This is a genomic window from Acetomicrobium sp. S15 = DSM 107314 (assembly GCF_016125955.1).
GTDB classification, from domain to species: Bacteria; Synergistota; Synergistia; order Synergistales; family Thermosynergistaceae; genus Thermosynergistes; species Thermosynergistes pyruvativorans.
This window is the reverse complement of record NZ_JADEVE010000259.1, coordinates 1-393: the sequence shown is the minus strand read 5'-3', so window position 1 is coordinate 393 and position 393 is coordinate 1. Positions and strand designations below refer to the sequence as shown.

Annotated in this window: 2 protein-coding genes; both read right to left on the bottom strand. The window is 51.9% G+C overall.

Annotated features, from left to right (window positions below; translation table 11 throughout):
- On the bottom strand, positions 1-187 hold a 187-nt coding region (locus EZM41_RS07145), incomplete at its 3' end, for a TonB-dependent receptor plug domain-containing protein (protein ID WP_198470433.1).
- Positions 188-213: 26 nt separating this feature from the next.
- A partial coding sequence (locus EZM41_RS13720; protein WP_232619176.1) for a hypothetical protein occupies positions 214-393 on the bottom strand: 180 nt, incomplete at its 5' end.

Sequence of the window (393 nt, the reverse complement as noted above, 5' to 3'; positions counted from 1 at the left end):
TGGAGCCGTAAAGAGCCGACCCCGCGCCCTTAACGACCTCTATCCGCTCTATATCGTCCACGGGTATGGACCTTAAGTCATAAGCGGCAGCTCCGGCACCGTATGTAGCGTTATAGTAAGGTACTCCATCGACCAGAATAGCGAGAGCCTGTTTGCCCTTTTTTATCCCCCTTTTTGCTGCCCTCATCGTGATTACCCTCTTCCCACCGGTTGTCACTTTTTTGCCAGACCTGCTGTTGGGATCAAGGTAAAGGAGGGAAGCACTATGGTGCGGATAGGACGCGCCATATTCGACCTCAAAAGGCCCTTTGAGGGGTGAGAAATATCATGATAAGACGCCTTTTTTATCTCTTGGGGCTTGCCCCGTCGCCAGAGGAAGAAGAGGTAGACGAA